The organism is Streptomyces yongxingensis, assembly GCF_055597465.1.
Window position 1 is genome coordinate 1,503,680 of record NZ_CM145717.1, and the last position, 15,829, is coordinate 1,519,508.

The 15,829-nt window shown below is 74.5% G+C and carries 12 protein-coding genes; 3 read left to right on the top strand and 9 right to left on the bottom strand.

All coding sequences use genetic code 11. The annotated features are described in order from the left end of the window. Positions 1 to 9 precede the first annotated feature (9 nt). Together ACZ6TD_RS05985 and ACZ6TD_RS05990 are read right to left on the bottom strand one after the other, a co-directional pair. Positions 10 to 2,640, bottom strand: a complete 2,631-nt coding sequence (locus ACZ6TD_RS05985; RefSeq protein ID WP_471351382.1) for an ATP-dependent Clp protease ATP-binding subunit — start codon at positions 2,638 to 2,640, stop codon at positions 10 to 12. Positions 2,641 to 2,723: 83 nt separating this feature from the next. Further along, positions 2,724 to 3,839 carry a PP2C family protein-serine/threonine phosphatase gene (locus ACZ6TD_RS05990; protein ID WP_471351384.1) on the bottom strand — a complete coding sequence of 372 codons (1,116 nt, stop codon included), beginning with the start codon at positions 3,837 to 3,839 and terminating at the stop codon, positions 2,724 to 2,726. Between the two features lie 133 nt (positions 3,840 to 3,972). On the opposite strand from ACZ6TD_RS05990, the gene sigJ reads away from it, so the two are divergent. Together sigJ and ACZ6TD_RS06000 are read left to right on the top strand one after the other, a co-directional pair. Beyond that, positions 3,973 to 4,845, top strand: coding sequence for an RNA polymerase sigma factor SigJ (gene sigJ, locus ACZ6TD_RS05995; protein ID WP_471351385.1), 873 nt, complete (start codon positions 3,973 to 3,975; stop codon positions 4,843 to 4,845). Between the two features lie 74 nt (positions 4,846 to 4,919). After that, positions 4,920 to 6,002: an NAD(P)/FAD-dependent oxidoreductase gene (locus ACZ6TD_RS06000; RefSeq protein WP_471351386.1), complete on the top strand. Its 1,083-nt coding sequence runs from the start codon at positions 4,920 to 4,922 to the stop codon at positions 6,000 to 6,002. 14 nt (positions 6,003 to 6,016) lie between these two features. Here the strand turns inward: ACZ6TD_RS06000 and ACZ6TD_RS06005 are convergent, their stop codons facing one another. From ACZ6TD_RS06005 to ACZ6TD_RS06020, 4 genes are all read right to left on the bottom strand, one after another. Then, positions 6,017 to 7,477: an aldehyde dehydrogenase family protein gene (locus ACZ6TD_RS06005; protein WP_471351387.1), complete on the bottom strand. Its 1,461-nt coding sequence runs from the start codon at positions 7,475 to 7,477 to the stop codon at positions 6,017 to 6,019. A gap of 74 nt (positions 7,478 to 7,551) precedes the next feature. Further along, complete coding sequence (locus ACZ6TD_RS06010) at positions 7,552 to 9,549, bottom strand: ABC transporter permease subunit (RefSeq protein WP_471351388.1); 1,998 nt, start codon at positions 9,547 to 9,549, stop codon at positions 7,552 to 7,554. 14 nt (positions 9,550 to 9,563) lie between these two features. Beyond that, positions 9,564 to 11,114 carry an ABC transporter substrate-binding protein gene (locus ACZ6TD_RS06015; protein WP_471351389.1) on the bottom strand — a complete coding sequence of 517 codons (1,551 nt, stop codon included), beginning with the start codon at positions 11,112 to 11,114 and terminating at the stop codon, positions 9,564 to 9,566. Positions 11,115 to 11,185: 71 nt separating this feature from the next. Further along, positions 11,186 to 11,731 (bottom strand): GNAT family N-acetyltransferase, encoded by a 546-nt coding sequence (locus ACZ6TD_RS06020; RefSeq protein ID WP_471351390.1) that lies wholly within the window; start codon positions 11,729 to 11,731, stop codon positions 11,186 to 11,188. A 72-nt stretch (positions 11,732 to 11,803) separates the two neighbouring features. Between ACZ6TD_RS06020 and ACZ6TD_RS06025 the strand changes: the two genes are divergently transcribed. Further along, positions 11,804 to 14,218 (top strand): tetratricopeptide repeat protein, encoded by a 2,415-nt coding sequence (locus tag ACZ6TD_RS06025; RefSeq protein ID WP_471351392.1) that lies wholly within the window; start codon positions 11,804 to 11,806, stop codon positions 14,216 to 14,218. Between the two features lie 117 nt (positions 14,219 to 14,335). Here ACZ6TD_RS06025 and ACZ6TD_RS06030 read toward each other — a convergent pair whose 3' ends face one another. From ACZ6TD_RS06030 to ACZ6TD_RS06040, 3 genes are all read right to left on the bottom strand, one after another. Beyond that, complete coding sequence (locus ACZ6TD_RS06030; protein ID WP_471351393.1) at positions 14,336 to 14,647, bottom strand: hypothetical protein; 312 nt, start codon at positions 14,645 to 14,647, stop codon at positions 14,336 to 14,338. 107 nt (positions 14,648 to 14,754) lie between these two features. Continuing rightward, positions 14,755 to 15,327 (bottom strand): hypothetical protein, encoded by a 573-nt coding sequence (locus tag ACZ6TD_RS06035; RefSeq protein ID WP_471351394.1) that lies wholly within the window; start codon positions 15,325 to 15,327, stop codon positions 14,755 to 14,757. Positions 15,328 to 15,481: 154 nt separating this feature from the next. After that, on the bottom strand, positions 15,482 to 15,808 hold the full coding sequence (locus tag ACZ6TD_RS06040) for an MmcQ/YjbR family DNA-binding protein (RefSeq protein WP_137981522.1): 327 nt from the start codon (positions 15,806 to 15,808) through the stop codon (positions 15,482 to 15,484). Positions 15,809 to 15,829: the final 21 nt, after the last annotated feature.

The following is a 15,829-nucleotide window of genomic DNA, read 5'->3' on the forward strand; positions in this document are numbered from 1 at the left end:
CCGGTGGCGCTACCGCTCCGGCTGCCCCGGTCGCTCCGTCCCGCCCGACTGCTCCGTGTGACCCGGCGGGCCGGGCTGACCCGTCCGGTCGGCGGCGTCCTGTGTGTGGAAGATCAGCCGGTCGTCGTGCACATCGACCCGGACCTGGCTGTGCGCGGGCAGCTCGCCGCCGAGCAGCATCCGGGAGAGCGGATTGTCGACCTCGCGCTGGATGGTGCGGCGCAGCGGCCGGGCGCCGTACTCCGGCTGGTGTCCGTGTTTGGCCAGCCAGTCGACGGCGGCCAGAGTGAATTCCACGCCGACGTCCTGGGCGTGCAGCCGGCGCCGGGTCTCCTCCAGGAGCACATCGGCGATCTGCCGCAGCTGGTCGTCGGCGAGCCGGCGGAAGATGATGATCTCGTCGATGCGGTTGAGGAACTCCGGCCGGAAGTGCTCCCGCAGCGGGCGCAGCACCCGCTCCCGGCGCGCCGCGTTGTCGGCATCCTCGCCACCGCCGCCGAAGCCCAGGGGGCCACCGCGTCCGGTGATGGCCTCCGAGCCGAGGTTGCTGGTCATCACGATGACGGTGTTCTTGAAGTCGATGGTGCGGCCCTGGGCGTCCGTCAGCCTGCCGTCGTCGAGCACCTGGAGCAGGATGTTGAAGACATCGGGGTGGGCCTTCTCCACCTCGTCCATGAGCAGCAGCGAGTAGGGCTGGCGGCGCACCGCCTCGGTGAGCTGTCCGGCCTCCTCGTGCCCGACGTATCCGGGTGGCGCGCCGACGAGCCGGCTGACGGTGTGCTTCTCCTGGTACTCGCTCATGTCGAGGCGGACCATGCGGTCCTCGCTGCCGAAGAGCGCCTCGGCCAGTGCGCGGGCGAGTTCGGTCTTGCCGACGCCGGTGGGGCCGAGGAAGAGGAAGCTGCCGCTGGGGCGGCCCGGGTCGGCGAGTCCGGCGCGGGCGCGCAGGACCGCGTCGGCCACGGCGGACACGGCCTCCTCCTGCCCGACGACCCGGCGGTGGAGGTGCTCCTCCAGGCCCAGCAGCCGTTCGCGCTCCTCCTGGGTGAGGCTGGAGACGGGGATCCCGGTCTGCCGGGAGACGATCTCGGCGATGTCCTCGACGGTGACCTCGGCGACACGCCCGCCGTGGTACTGCGTTTCGGATGCCTGTGCGATCCGGTTGCTCAGCTCGGCGATCCGGTCCCGCAGGGAGGTGGCGCGTTCATAGCTCTCGGAGGCGACGGCCTGGTCCTTGTCCCGGGTGAGCTGCTCGACCTCCCGCTCCAGGGCGCGCAGATCGGTGCCGCGGCCGCTGGAGCGCAGCCGTACCCGGGCCCCCGCCTGGTCCATGAGGTCGATGGCCTTGTCGGGCAGGAAACGGTCGGTCAGATAGCGGTCGGAGAGCTCGACGGCGGCGAGCAGCGCCTCGTCGGTGTAGCGGACCTGGTGATGGGCCTCGTAGCGGTCGCGGAGGCCGTGCAGGATGGCGACGGCGTCCGCGGAGGTGGGCTCCGGGACCATGATGGGCTGGAAGCGGCGGGCGAGCGCGGCGTCCTTCTCGATGTACTGGCGGTACTCCCGGAGCGTGGTCGCGCCGATCACATGCAGTTCGCCGCGGGAGAGCGCGGGCTTGAGGAGGTTGCTGGCGTCCATCTGGCCGCCCTCGGAGCCACCGCCGCCGGCGCCGACCACCGTGTGCAGCTCGTCGATGAAGATGATCAATTCGCCGGAGTTGGTGCGGATCTCGTCGATGATGCTGGTGACGCGCTGCTCGAAGTCGCCGCGGAAGCGGGTGCCGGCCACGACGCTCGCGATGTCGAGCTGGACGACCCGGCGGCCGAGCAGGATGTCCGGCACATCGGCGTCGGTGATCCGCTGGGCGAGCCCTTCGACGACGGCCGTCTTGCCGACTCCGGCCTCGCCGATGAGGACGGGGTTGTTCTTGCCGCGCCGGGCGAGCACCTCGATGCTCTGCTCGATCTCCTCGTCGCGGCCGATCACCGGGTCGATCCGCCCCTCGCGGGCCAGTTCGGTCAGATCGCGGCCGAACCGGTCGAGGTTCGGGGTCTTCCGCTGGTCCACGACGGGCCGCTGGTCGGCCGTGGGGGCGCTCGGGGTGAGGCCGCCGGTCGGCGGGCCGGGGGCCCGGGGTTCGAAGCGGGCGGCGCCCAGGATCTGCCCGGCGGTGGACTCGCGGTTGGCGGCGAGCGCGATCAGCACGTGTTCCGGGCCGATGTACGAGGAGCCGCGCGAGCGGGCTATCTCATGGGCGTCGAGCAACGCCCGTTTGACGGCCGGGGTGACGGCGACCGAGTTGCGCGGCGGCCCGCCCCCCGCCTCCCGGTCGATCTCCGCGGCGATCCGGTCGGGGTCGGCTCCGGCGCGCGAGACCATGGTGCGGGTGGGCTCGGCGGAGAGCGCCGCCCGCAGCAGATGTTCGGTGTCGAGGTCGGTGCTGCCGTGTTCGGCGGCGTAGGAGGCGGCGGCCGAGACGAGATGGCGCGCGTTCTCGCTCATCAGCCGGCCGAAGTCGACATGGCGTGAATCGGGCCGCTGCCCAGCCGGTCCGGTCCCGAGGAAGCGTGCGAGGAAGTCGCCGAGTGGATCCGGCCCGAAGTCCTCAGGGCCCTGGTTCGGGCCCTCGTTCCCGCTGCCCATATGACCAGTTTACGAGCGATCGATACCGATGTCCGTTCCTGGGCGGTTCCGCGAGCGGGCACCGGCCCGGAGCCATCGGTGCGTCAGCGCTCCGCCCCATGGCGTTCGAGGACGACCAGGGCGGCGTCATCGCCCTGGTGGCCGCCGGTGTGGCTGAGCAGATCGCGGTGCAGACGGTCGACGAGGTACTGGGGGCCGCCGCCGTCCGCTCCGGGGAGCCGCTCGGCGAGCGGGAAGAAAGCGCCCTCGCTGTTCCGCGCCTCGATCACCCCGTCGGTGTAGAGCAGCAACTGATCGCCCTCGTCGAACGGGAAGTCCTCGGTGTGGTAGCGGCCGGCCGCCAGGTGGCCGAGGCCCAGCGGCAGTGCGGGCGCCTGGCCCTCCAGCGCCTTGACACCGGAGTCGCGCAGCAGGAGCGGCGGCGGATGTCCGCAGTTGACGAGGCGGACCACCGGCTGGTCGTCGGGTATCTCCAGCACGGCCGCGGTGACGAACGACTCCCCCGCCCCGGGCGCCCTGTCGCGGGGTTCGGTCCGCTCCGCGGACAGCGCGGTGTCCAGGTGGGACGCCAGATCGGTCAGCGGTACGGGCCAGTGGGCGATCGCGCGGAAGGCGCCGAGCACCAGGGAGGCGTCCGCGACGGCGGTCAGCCCGCTGCCCCGGACATCGCCGATGATCAGCCGGGTGGCGTTCGCGGTGCGCGCCGCCGCGTACAGATCGCCGCCGATCTCCGCCCCCGGCTCGGCCGCGAGGTAGACCGAGGCGATCAGCAGCGGGCCGACCCTGACGGGGAGCGGGCGCAGCAGCACCCGCTGCGCCACATCGGCCACCGCCCGTACCCGGTTCAGCTCGCGCATGTGCCGGTCGAGGACCGCGCGGAACAGCACGATCATCGCCGAGACCAGGGCCAGGGTGATCACCTCGGTCAGGCGGCCGGGATTGCCGAGGGACCCCTCCGAGGCGTTCGCCGCTACCTGGGCGACGACGGCCAGGAGCCCGACGCACGCGGTGAGCAGGGGACCGGCGAACGAGGCGGTCATGGCGGGGGCGGCGATCAGCAGCGGGCTGAGCCGGACACTCGCCGGGGACAGCACATCGCCGAGCGTGATCAGCCCGATGACCAGCAGGGGGATCACGACCAGGACGCGGGTCCGCCACCTCGGCCCGCGCAGATCCGGGGGACCTTGCCGCGTGTGCACATCTACTGCTTACGCCCGACGTGGCCCCCGCGCCAACCCACCGGCCCGGGGCACGACCGCGCCCCGGGAGGCGGCTGTCACACTTCCGGCCGCTGTCTCGTCCTCCCTCTCAGGCCGAGGAGAGGATCGGGACATGGCAGAGCTGACCGCCTTCGAACAGCAGCGCGACCGGCTGTGGGCCGTCGCGTATCGCATCACCGGCTCGGTCGCCGACGCCGATGACGCGGTGCAGGAGACCTGGCTGCGCTGGCAGGCGCTGCCCGCGGACGAGGTCGCCGACCCCCGCGCGTATCTGACCACCGTCATCAGCCGCATCTGTTACGACCTGCTGGGGTCGGCGCGGGTGCGGCGCGAGCGTTACGTCGGCCCCTGGCTGCCCGAGCCGGTGGTGGCGGCCGGCGGTCCGGAGGACCGGGTGACGCTGGACGAGTCGGTGGGTCTTGCGCTGCTCACCGTGCTGGAGCGGCTGACTCCGGCGGAGCGGACCGCCTTCATCCTGCACGATGTCTTCTCGGTGCCGTTCCCGGAGATCGCCGAGGTGGTGGGCCGGAGCCCGGAGTCCGTACGGCAGCTGGCCTCCCGCGCCCGCAAGCGGGTCCGGGCGGAGGCGCCGCGGCGCTCGGTGGACCGCGAGGAGCACCGGCGGGCCGTGGACGCGTTCCTCCGGGCGGTCATGGGCGGCGACATGGACGGGCTGCTGGAGATCCTGGATCCGGAGGTCGTCTGGCGTTCGGACGGCGGGGGCAAGGTGGCGGCGGCCCGGCTCCCGGTGCTGGGCGACGAGAAAGTGGCCCGCTTCGCCCAGCGGCTGGCCCGGGGCTTCGACCCGGCCACGATGCTGGTGCACCAGCGCGACGTCAACGGCGCCCCGGGCCTGGTCCTGGTCGACAGCGCGGGCGGGCAGGCCGTGGTCTTCGCCTTCTCCGTGCACCAGGGCCGGATCACCGAGATCGACGCGATCATCAACCCCGACAAGCTCCGCCACCTCGACCTGCCGAACCTGTGACCGGCATCACCGTCACATCTCGGGCCGCCGTGTCGTCCTCCTCGTGAACACCGACCGGCAAGGAGGCCGCCCACATGGAGAAGCAGCAGGTCCTGGTACTCGGCGCGGGCTATGCGGGGCTGATGGCCGCCCTGCGGCTGGCCCCGCACACCCGCGTCACCCTGGTCGAACCGAGCCCCGCCTTCACCGAGCGCGTGCGGCTGCACGAGCGGGCCGTCGGACGGCCCGACATCACGCATCCGCTGGACGCGCTGACCCGGCGGGCCGGGATCGTCCACGTGGCCGCCCGCGCCACCGGGATCGACCCGGCCGCCCGGCGGATCACCACCGACGACGGCCGCCGGCTCCCGTACGACCGGCTGGTGTACGCGCTCGGCAGCCGCACCGCCGACCCCGGTGAGCGCGCCTACACCCCCGAGACCGCGGCCGAACTGCACAAGCGGCTGCTGGACGGCCCGGGTGAGCTGACGGTGGTCGGCGGGGGACTCACCGGCATCGAGCTCGCGGCCGAGATCGCCGAGTCCCACGACGCCTGGAAGGTCCGGCTGGTCACGGGCGCGGAGGTCGGCGCGGGGCTGTCGGCGAAGGGCCGCGCCCATGTCCGTACGACGCTCACCGGGCTCGGCGTCCGGATCGAGGAGGGCCGCCGGGTGGCGCGCCCCGAGGACATCGACGCCGACGCGGTGGTCTGGGCCACCGCCATGACCGCGAACACCGCCCTGGCCGAGGCCGCCGGAATCACCCTCGACCCCGGCGGCCGGGTCCGCGTCGACGCCACACTGCGCTCGGTGTCCCATCCGGAGGTCTACGCGGTGGGCGACGCGGCGGCCATGGCCACCCCGGTCGCCGGTGCCCTGCGCATGGCCTGCGCCACCGCGCTCCCGTCCGGTTCGCACGCCGCTTCCTCGATCATCGCCGAGACGCGGGGCCGGGAGCCGAAGCCGTTGCGCTTCCGCTTCATGGCGCAGTGCGTGAGCCTGGGCCGCCGGGACGGGCTGGTCCAGTTGGTGCGGGCGGACGACTCCCCGCGCGAGACGGTGCTGCGCGGGGAGTCGGCCGCGCGCACCAAGGAGCAGGTGGTGCGCTCCACGGTCAGGGCGCTGCGGCTGGCGGCGCGCCGCCCCGGGGCCGTGCCCCTCATTCCCGGGATCGGCTGAGGGGCGCACGGTCGTCAGAAGGGGTAGTGGGCGTGCTGGGTGGCGAGGGTGATCCACCGGGTGTCGCTGAACGCCTCGATGCCCCAGCGGCCGCCGAACCGCCCGTACCCCGAGTGCTTGACGCCACCGAACGGGGCCTGGGGCTCGTCCGCCACCGACTGGTCGTTGATGTGCACGATGCCGGTCCGGATACGGCGGGCGACCTTGAGCCCATGGGTCCCGTTCTCGGTGATGATGCCGCAGGTCAGGCCGTGGTCGGTGGCGTTGGCCAGGGCCACGGCCCGATCGTCGTCGGCGAAGGTGTCCACCACGCAGACCGGCCCGAACGCCTCGGCGTGGTGGATCTCCATGTCCGGGGTGACCCCGGACAGCACCGTCGCCGGGTGGATCGCGCCGTCCGGTTCGCCACCACCCGTCAGCACCGTGGCGCCCTTGTCCATCGCGTCCTTCACCAGGGCCGCCACCCGGCGTGCCGAATCGGCCCCGATCAGCGGGCCGACCACGGTGGTCGGCTGGGCTGGGTCGCCGCACGGCAGGGCGGCCACCTTGGCGGTGAACTTCGCGGTGAACTCCTCGGCGAGGCTTTCATGGACGAGTATCCGGTCGCCCGACATGCAGATCTGACTGGAGTTCATGAACACGCCGAAGGTGGCGGCGTTCACCGCGTGGTCCACATCGGCGTCGTCCAGGACGATGATGGCGTTCTTGCCACCCAGCTCCAGCACGGCCGGCTTGAGGTGCCGTGCGGCGAGTGAGCCGATGGTCCGGCCGACGCCGGTGGACCCGGTGAAGTTGACGATCCGCACACGCGGGTCGGCGATGAGCGCCTCGGCCACCTCGGCGGCGTCCTCACGGGCGTTGGTGACCACGTTGAGCACCCCGTCGGGCAGCCCGGCGTCGCGCAGCACATCGGCGATGAAGAGCCCGCAGGCGAGCGGGGCGTCCTCGCTGGGCTTCAGCACGACCGTATTACCCGCCGCCAGGGGCGCCGCGACGGAGCGGACACCGAGGATGACCGGCGCGTTCCAGGGGGCGAAGGCCGCGACGACACCGGCCGGTTCGCTGACGGCGAGGCCGAGCGCGCCCGCCTCCTGGGCGCTGAGCACCTCACCGCGCGGGGCGGTGATCGCGGCGGCGGCCTCGCGGAGGATGTTGGCGGCCAGGCTCACGTTGAAGTGCGCCCAGGGGGCGGTGCCCCCGGTCTCCTGGGCCATGATCTCGGCGGCGCGCGCGGCGCGCGACTCCAGCAGGTCCGCCGCGGTCAGGAAGATCGTACGGCGCTCGAACGGGGCCGACTCCGCCCAGGACGGGAAGGCGGCGTCGGCCGCGGCCACCGCACGCGCCACGTCCTCGGCCCCGGCCGCGGCGACGGTGGCGAACACCTCCCCGGTGTAGGGGTTGAGGTCCTCGGCGGTGCGCCCCGAGACGGCCGGGGTGTCCTTGCCATCGATCAACAGATCGCGGTGGAGGGTCATATCGGATGTCCTTCGCGGTCCCTCGCCCCAAGGGCATGTTCGCAGAATGAACTTCGGTTCACTGCGGCGGACCGTCAGTCTCCGACGCGCCCCGGGCGGTCGTCAATGCGCAGGCGCCGTCGGGGCCACCGCACCCCGCCGGACGCCGTCACCGCCAGGAGGCCCAGGAGGGCGAGCGCGGCGGCGGGGGCGAGGACGGCCCACGGGGCACGCTCGGCGTAGGGGTGGTTCTCGGCCAGCAGCCGGCCCCACTCCGGGGACGGCGGCTGGGCGCCCAGGCCGAGGAAGCCCAGCGCGGCCAGGGCGAGCGCCACGGACGGCAGGCGCAGCAACGCGTGGCGGACGACCGGGGGCAGGACCGCGGGCAGGATGTGGCGGCGCAGCAGATGGCGGCGGGAGGCGCCCAGCGCGCGGGTGGCGGCGAGATGCGTGGCGGCGCGCTGCTGCCGCAGCAAGGCGGAGGTGTGCGTGGCCAGCGGGGCCCAGGCGACGGCGGCCACGGCGAGCGCGGGGGTGTACGGGCCGCGGCCCGCCGCCCCGGCGACCAGCAGCCCGGCGAGCACGGGCGGCACCGCGTTCACCGTCTCGGCGAGTCCGCCGGACAGCCGGGGCACCAGCCCGAGCAGCACCCCCGCCACCAGCGCGGCGACGCTCACCGCCACCGCGAGCGCGAGCGTGGACAGCGCGCCGTGTCCCACCCGGGCCAGCAGATCGCGGCCCAGGGCGTCGGTGCCGAACGGATGCGCCCAGGACGGGCCGGTGAGCCGGGCGGCGGTGTCCACGGCCAGCGGCTCCCGGAGGGCACCGAACGCCACGACGGTGAGCAGGAGCGCGCCGTACAGCAGCGGAATCGAGCGGGCGGGCGGGGCGGTGGACCGGTCGAGCGAGGGCAGTGCCCCGTCGCGCAGTGCGGGCCCGAGCAGCAGCCGGGCCGCGAACCGGGCGAGACCTCCGGCGACGGCCGCGAGCAGGATCAGGACGAGGGCGCACGCCTGGAGCATCGGGAGGTCCTGGGCGACGGCCGCCTGCAGGGAGAGCCGGCCGAGCCCGGGGATGTCGAAGACCTGCTCGACGGCGACCGCGCCTCCGGTGAGCCCGACCACGAACAGCCCGATGTTCGGCAGCACTCCGGGCACGGCGCGGCGCAGCGCCTGGCGGGCGATCCGCCGGGCGGGCAGCCCGCGCGCGGCGGCGGCCCGCGCCCAGGGTTCGGCGAACGCGCCGGGCAGCGCGTCGTCCAGGACCCGGCCCAGCAGGGCGCCCGCGGGCAGGCCGAGGGCGAGCGAGGGCAGCACCATCCACCGCGGTCCGTACCAGCCGACCGCGGGCAGCCAGCCGAGCCGCACCCCGACCACGGCGGCCAGCACGGACGCCAGCAGGAACTCCGGCAGCGCGGCGAGCAGCGCGCCACCGCTCCCCGCACCGGCCCCGCGCCGGGCGGCCCGCCGCCGCGGCCCGAGCCACAGCGTGCGCCCGCACACCGCGCCCGCGGTGGCCGCCGCGACCACCAGCGCCCCGCCCATCAGCAGCAGCGAGACGCCGAGCGCCTCGGCCACCGAGGGGGCCACGGCCGTCCCCGAGATCCAGGACGTGCCCGCGTCCCCGTGGGGCAGTCCGGCGAGCCACCGGCCGAGCAGCCTCAACGGCCGGGCGTCGAGGCCGAGTTGGGAGCGCAGGGACTCCAGGAGCTCGGGGCTGGGGTCGCGGTCGGCCGCGCGCGCCTTGAGGACGGTGCGGGCGGGGTCGGTACGGGACAGCCAGGGCAGCAGACCGATCCCGCACAGCAACGCCCCCGCGAGCGCGACGCGCCACAGCGCGACCAGCGCGGCGGTCCGTGCGGTGCTCGGTCCCGTGGACCGGCCCGCACCCGACCGGGTGGACCGTCCCGCACCCGGCCCGGCGGTCCTGCCCGCCTCCGGTTCGGGGGACCCGCCCGGCCGGGCGGACCGGCCCGCACCCGACCCGGCGGTCCGCCCCGCGCCCGGTTCGGCCGACCGCCCCGCGCCCGGTCCGGGGGACCGCACCGCACCCGGCCCGGTGAGCCGCTCCGCGCCCCGCCCGAAAGGCCACATCCGTGCGCCGCCGCTCAACGCCGCGTACCGGTGCCGACGAGCGTGCGCTCGTACGGGTCGAGGATCACACCGCGCACCGAGGCGCCGACGCCGTGGAGGATCCGCTGGTGGACCAGCGGGACCACGCCGTCCGTGCGCAGGACGGCCCTCTGCGCGGCCAGGGCGGCGCGGTGGCGCGCGGCGTCGTCGGCGCGGGAGCCCGCCTCCGCGACCGCGCGGTCCACGGCCTTGTCGCACACCCGCGCCAGGTTGTAGCCACCGTCGCAGGTGAAGTCGTCGGCGAGATAGGACACCGGGTCGCCGGTGTCGAGCATGGTGTTCCGGGCGGCCACCACGGCGTCGAACTTCCCGGCCAGGGCGTCGCGTTCGAGCCGGGAGTACTCCCGCACCTCCAGCTTCACGCCGAACCCGGCCTCGCGTAGCCGCTGTTGCAGCACCTGCGCGACCTCGGGGAGTTCGGGCCGGTTGTCGTACGTGGCGAGGGTGATCGCGGTGTTCCGGACCCGGGTGGCGGCGGGGCGGCCGGACGGCCGGGGACGCTCGCCCGCGGCCCAGGTGAGGGCCGGGCCGAACAGACCACGGCCGGTGTCGGCATGCCCCTCGTACACGTCCTCGGCGAGGGCGGAGGCGTCGACGGCCTCGCGGGCGGCGGCACGGACGCCGGGGTCGGCGAAGGGGCCGGAGCGGGTGTTGAGGAAGAGGGCGGTGGTGCGGGCGGTGGGCACCTCGCGGAGGGTGGCCTTGTCGAGGGTGGCCGCCTGGGAGACCGGGACCGCCTCGGCCATGTCCACCTCGCCGCTGCGCAGCGCGTTGGTGCGCGCCGTGCCGTCGGCGATGAAGCGGACGTCGAGGCCGGAGGCGTGGGCCAGGCCGCCCCAGTAGTCGTCGAAGCGGTGGAGGGTGGCGCGGGTGCTGCCGGTGGTCCTGGCCAGAGTGAAGGGGCCGGTGGCGGTGCCGGCCGGATCGACCGCCGTCGCCCCGTCCGCCGTCGCCCCGTCCGCCGTCTCCCCTCGCGTCGTACCGGCCTTCGTGCGGTACGCCTTGGGCGAGAGGATGGCCAGGCTCGGGCTGGACAGCCGCAGCGGCAGGGCGGAGTCGGCGGTCGCGGTGGTGACCCGGACCCGCCGCTCCCCCACCGCCGCCGCGGTGAGCGCGACCCCGGTGAGCGCGGCGGGCGGCGGATCGGCGCGGGTGGCATGGGCGAGGGCGCCCGCCACCGCCGCCGGGGTGACCTCGGCGCCGTCCTGGAACCGCGCCTCGCGCAGGGTGAACACCCAGCCCCGGCCGCTCTCCCGGGTCCAGGACTCGGCGAGGGCGGGCACCGCGCCGCCGTTGCCGTCCAGCCGGGTCAGCCCCTCGGTGACGCCCAGCCTGCTGAGCAGGGTGGCGTCGGCGCCGTACGGGGAGAAGCGCTCGGCGGGCGGGAAGGCCATCGCGACGCGGAGGCGCCCGCCGCCCGCCTCGGTCCCGGCGTCGTACGGCGAACCGTCGCGGGCGGCGAAACACCCGGCGAGCAGCGGGAGGAGCAGCAGCGCGGCGGCCCACCGGCGGCGGACAGAGTGCATGGGCGTGGTTCTCCAGAGCTGCGCGGGGACGGCCGGACACGAATATTAGATGATAATCATTTCCATAAGGCTCAGTACGCCCCGGAGGTCATGGGAACCTCGAAGTGGACGATGCCCTGACCGCCCCCGGGCGCCTCCCGCTCATCGCAGACGACCTTCGCCAGGGACCGCCAGAACGGTTCGGCGCCCGGCACCGCGGGATCGGTGTGCAGATAGACCGCGCGATAGCCGCCGTCCGCCTCGGCGAAGTCCAGCAGCGCACGCACCAGCCGCCGGGCCAGCCCGTGGCGCCGGTGCTCGGGGCGCACATAGACCCGGCGGAGCTGGGCGGTCTCGCCCGACGGATAACGCGCGGCCAGCCACGGGGGGTTGGGCGGATGGGCCGGTCCCCGGGAATCGAGCGCGGCGGTCGCCACGACCGCCCCGTCGCCGTCGTCCACCGCGACCAGCAGGGTGTGGCGCACATCGTCCAGATACGCGGCGGCGGGATCGATGATGTCGGCGTGCCAGCGCGGCACATAGCCGGTTCCGAAGTCGCGGTAGACGGTGTCGAGCATCACGCCACGGGCGGCGTCGAGGTCGTCGGGGGTCGCGGTTCTGATGCGGTAGCTGGGCACCTGCGCATCGTACGCAATAAGCCCGTGCGCCGATCGTGCTGGCAGACTGGATCCCAAGGGGAGGAGGGGCCGATGGGGCGGGCACGGCCGTCGATGCAGGAGCTGATCCAGCGGCGCAGGAACGCCGGATTCGTGGGCCGGCGTCTGGAACTGGACGCGTTCCGGGACAATTTCGGGCTGCCGCCGGAGGACGCGCGGCATCGCTTCGTCTTCCATGTGCACGGCCACGCGGGCGTGGGCAAGACCTGGCTGGTGCGCCGACTGGAGGAGACCGCCCGCCAGGAGTACGGAGCGCTCACCGCCCGTATCGACGAGACGGCGAGCTCCGTCCCCGAGGCGATGGCCGCGATCAGCGAGCAATTCGCCCGTCAGGGTCGGGAGTTGACAGCCTTCGATCGACGGCTCGCCACCTATCGGCAGCGCCGCCACGAGGCGGAGTCGGTACCGGCGGAGGGCGAGCGGCAGGGGCCCAGCACCGGCAGTACGGTCGTCGCGCGGGCGGGTCTCGCGGGGCTCGGCCTGGTGCCGGGTGTCGGGGCGCTGGCGAGCGCCGTCGATCCGGTGCCGCTGGCCGAGGGCACCGACCGGCTGCGGGCGGCGCTCAGCTCGCGGTTCCGCGACCACAAGGACGTCCAGTTGGTGCTGGACCCGGCGGAGACCCTGTCCCCGCTGCTGGTCAGGGAGTTGTCGGAGGCGGCCGCGGCGGTGCCGTGGCTGGTACTGCTCTTCGACACCTACGAGCGCCTCGGCCCGCTGCTCGACCCCTGGCTGCGCACCCTGCTGACCAGCGAACGCCTCGGCACCCTCCCCGCCAACACCGTGCTGGTGCTGGCCGGGCAGACCCGGCTGGACCCCGGCTGCTGGGGCGACCTGGCCGATGTGGTCGCGGAGCTGCCGCTGGAGCCGTTCACCGACGCGGAGGCCCGGCAGCTACTGACCGCCAAGGGGATCACCGATGAGCCGGTGGTGCGGGAGGTGCTGCGGCTCTCCGGTCGGCTGCCGGTCCTGGTGTCCACCCTCGCCGAGAACCCCGGAACCGGCGGGGACCTGGACGACCCCAGCGCCACCGCCGTCGACCGGTTCCTGAAGTGGGAGCGCGATCCGGTGCGCCGCTCCGCCGCACTGGCGGGGGCGCTGCCCCGGCGGCTGAACGAGGACGTCTTCAGGGCGGCGGTGGACGGCGACGGGGCCGGGCTGTTCGGCTGGCTGCGGTCGCTGCCGTTCATCGGCGACCGCGACGGCGCGGCCCGCTACCACGATGTGGTGCGCGCCCCCATGCTGCGGCTGCAGCGGACCACCTCCCCGCAGCGGTGGGGCGCGGCGCACACCCGGCTGGCGGAGACCTTCGCCGGATGGCGGGAGGCGGCCGCCGGAGGGCTCGACCCGCGCGACGGATGGCGGCTGGACACCTGGAGCGGACCGCGTCTGGAGGAGTGGTACCACCTGCTGTGCGCACGGCCGTCGGCGGCGCTGCCCGGAGCGCTGCGGGACGGGATCGACGCCTGCGACGCGGGCCCCGCGGTGGCCCGGCGCTGGGCGACCACCCTGGTCGAGGCGGGCGAGGACGCCGACGCCGACGCGGTGCGCACCTGGGGGCGGCACCTGGTGGAGGCGCTGGCGGACGAACGGCGGCGCGGTATCGAGGCGATGGGGCTGCTGCTGGCCCGGGCCGGGCTGGACGCCGCCGGCCGGGTCGCGGCCCTGGTCGTACGGGGCTGGCACCGCCGCTCGGTCGAGGAGTTCGACGGGGCGCTGGGGGACTTCCACCGGGCGATCGAGCTGGACCCCGGGAACGTGCGCGCGCACTTCGGGCGTGCCGTGGTCCACCGGGCGACCGGGGAGTTCGCCGCGGCGATGGACGCGCTGGACCGCGTGGACGCGCTGGAGCCGGGCTCGACCTGGGTGCAGCGGGAGCGCGGGGAGACCTGCCGCCGGGCGGGCCGGTACGAGGAGGCGCTGGCCCGGCTCGACCCGGTGATCGAGGCCGATCCGACGGACCATGTGGCCCTGGGCAGCCGCGGCCAGACCAAGATGGCGCTCGGCCGGATCCACGAGGCCCTGGCGGATCTGGACCGGGCCATCGAGCGACACGGCGACTACACCTGGGCGCTGGTCCGGCGGGCCCGCGTCCGCAGCACCCTGGGGGACACCGCGGGCGCGCTGGAGGACCTGGACCGGGCGGAGGCACTGGAGCCGGGCATCCCGGGAACGCTCGGCGAACGCGGCGATGTCCACCGCTTCGCGGGCCACTACGAGGAGGCCATCGCGGTGTACGACCGGGCGCTGGCCCTCGACCCCGGCTACGCCTGGGCCCTGGGGAGCCGCGCGATGGCCAACGAGGCCCTGGGCAGACGCGCGGAGGCGCTGGCGGATCTGGAGCGTGCGGTGGCGCTGAATCCCGGCTACGCCTGGGCCGTGGCGCAGCGCGAGCGGTTGCTCTCGAGCGGGGATTCACCGGAGGGCGGACGGAACGACGGGCCGGTGTGACCTCCCGGCACCCGTGCTTCCGGCTCCGCTCCCTCGGCGGCCGGTCAACGGCCGTGTGTCAACGGGCCCTGTGTCATTGGCCTTGTGTCATTGCCCCTGTGTCACCGGCCCTGTGTGTCACCGGCCCTGTCGTGACGTACGTCCGGCGAAGCAGGACGACACGGCGTGGCGTACGGCGCACAGCACGGCACGGCAGCGCGACAGGTACCGGGATGGGCGGGCCCGGCGGACGGGGCGTGGTGCGGCGGACGGAGCCGGTACGGCCCCCTCGGCGGACGTGTCCCGAACGGTGGCGTTCACCTGGACGGGAGCGGCCGGATCCACCGCGGGCGGCGACGGATCGGCGGTACCGGCCCGCGGGGTGACGGGGCGCCGGGTGGCTTCCGCGCGCAGCATCGCGCGCATGGCGGCATAGACATCGGTGGGCATGCGGATACTCCTGCGGTCTCGGACGTCCTACGGCTGAGCGAGCAGGGCGGACCGCATCCGGGGTCCGCGGCGGACGCGGAAACGGATGACGGACGGCCCGGGCCCGGTCAGCAGCGCAGAACGACGGACCGCGAGGAGAGCCGGCCGGCCGGGACGTCGCCCCCGGCGCCGAACGCGCCGGGGCCCGGCGCCGGGTCGGCAGGGCGACCGCGGACCCCGACGAGCACGAGGGGGCCGAGGGACGTCGAGAGGGAGCGATGCGCGCCGAACGAGGCGCCGTGCGCCACCCGCCCGGCGTGCCGCGCCGGATGCCCGGCACCGTCCCGGGCGGAGAACACGGCCGACGCCGAGGAGGTGGACCGCTCGTCCTCGGCCTCCGGCACCACCGGAACAGGGGTGACGGGAGTGGGAGCACCAGCGGGGGCGGACGCGGCGAGGGCCCGGGCCGAGGCGGGAGCGCCTGCGCCACCGGGCACGGACGTGGCCGGGGCCTGGTTCACCGCTCCGGCCGCCCTGGCCTTCCCGGCCGCGCACCGCTCCGGCCCGCTGGACGGCGAGGCACGGACGACCCCCAGGGCCAGCACGGCGTGCAGCAGGGTGGCCGCCAGCAGCAGGAGGACCGCGGCCGCGCACGGGCCGCCGCACACCGCGGGGCGGTTCGTCCTGCGGCCGTGCACCATGCGGCCTCCCTCGCTGATCCCCCTCCAGGGAACCCCGCACAGCGGAAGACGGCACTCCGATTACCGGGAAAAGTCCATACTTTCACCCGTGTCGGTTATCTACTCGAACACCCATAACGCCACATTTCGAGGAGCGACCGGCCGCATGGTGTGATCATTCGAGCAATGAGGCCGGTGCGGCCTGCCGCCAGGAGTCGAGCAGGATGTCCCGCAGCTCATCGAGGTCGTCCAGCGCGGCGAGCCGCACCCGCACCCAGGCCGAACTCGCCTCATGGCCGGCGACCCAGAACTTCTCCGGCTCCGCCAGCACCAGCTCCTCCCGCTCGACCTTGGGACATCTGACGGCCATCGAGGTCTCGTCCTCGGGCAAGGTGGCGAACATCTTCCCGGCGACCCTGAAGGTGGGCATCGACCAGGCGATCTTCTCTGTGGTCTCCGGCAGCGACAGGGCGATGGCACGGACATCATCGGAGGTGGTCATGGCCAGACCGTAGAACACCCC